Raw genomic sequence first — 1192 nt, forward strand, 5'->3', positions numbered from 1 at the left:
CGGCGCTGGCGAAGAACCCGAAAAACAGACTGCTGGCGGTGGTCTGGATGCAGGGAGAGGGAGACCTTGCCGGAGGCAGCACTCAGCACAACGGGCTGTTCACGGCCATGGTTCAGCAGTTCCGGACCGACCTGTCCTCACTTGCTGCGCAGTGCGTGAGCGGCAATGCCGCCACGGTGCCGTGGATTTGTGGTGATACCACGTATTACTGGAAAAACAAATATGCCACGCAGTATGAAGCGGTTTATGGCGCTTATAAAAATCTGTCCGCCCAGAATATTTTCTTTGTGCCGTTCCTGACAGATGAAAACGGCGCAAACACGCCAACAAATGCACCGGCGGAAGACCCGGATATTGTGGCTGTGGGGTATTACGGTGCAGCATCACGAACACAGGCGAACTGGACGACGGCACAACGTGACAGCCATTTCAGCTCATGGGCGCGCAGGGGAGTCATTGCCGACCGTCTGGCCTCAGCCATTCTGCTCCATGCGGGTCGCACGGCTGCACTGATGGGGGGGCAGGTCGTGACACAGCCGGATGAAAAGCCGTCACCAGACGTGCCATCAACACCGTCAACAGACACCCCGTCCACGCCACCGGCTGACACAACGACAATGACCACACTGTTTGCTTACCGGGCATCAGAATCAGGCGGTGCTTATGCGCCACAGGGCTGGAGCGCAGGAGGTGGTAAGGCTGAAATCGTGGATGATGCCGGAGCCAGCGGGGGTAAGGCCATGAAACTTACCAAAACCGCAGGAAAGTCATTCTGGTATCTCGAACATGATGCGGGTAACGGAGCTGACCTGCTGGGCAAAGGTGGTCTTGTCAGTTGTCGTTTTAAACTTGATGGTGCGCTTACGGCTAACCGGTATGCACTGGCTCTTTACTGGGCGGTTTCTGCCCTGCCGCAGGGTGTCACTCTGGAGGGTAATGCAGGGCATAATCTGCTGGCGGCATTCTATGTTCAGAGTGATGCCAGCGACCTGAACGTGATGTACCACAAGGGGAATGCAGCGCAGAACACGAAGCTGGGGTCATTCGGCGCATTTGATAACGAATGGCATACGCTGGGCTTCCGTTTTGCCGGTAATAACAGCATTCAGGTGACGCCGGTCATTGATGGTCAGGACGGAACGCCGTTTATGCTGTCGCAGTCCACAGTAGGGACACTGACAGCAGACAAGTT

At 56.3% G+C, this 1192-nt stretch carries 1 protein-coding gene; it reads left to right on the top strand.

From position 1 onward, the window contains the following. Positions 1-1192 (top strand): DUF6645 domain-containing protein (locus C7B16_RS25120; RefSeq protein ID WP_219906392.1); only part of this gene is annotated, 1192 nt, incomplete at both ends.

This window comes from Escherichia sp. 20412-1 (assembly GCF_003027595.1).
Classification (GTDB): Bacteria; Pseudomonadota; Gammaproteobacteria; order Enterobacterales; family Enterobacteriaceae; genus Escherichia; species Escherichia marmotae.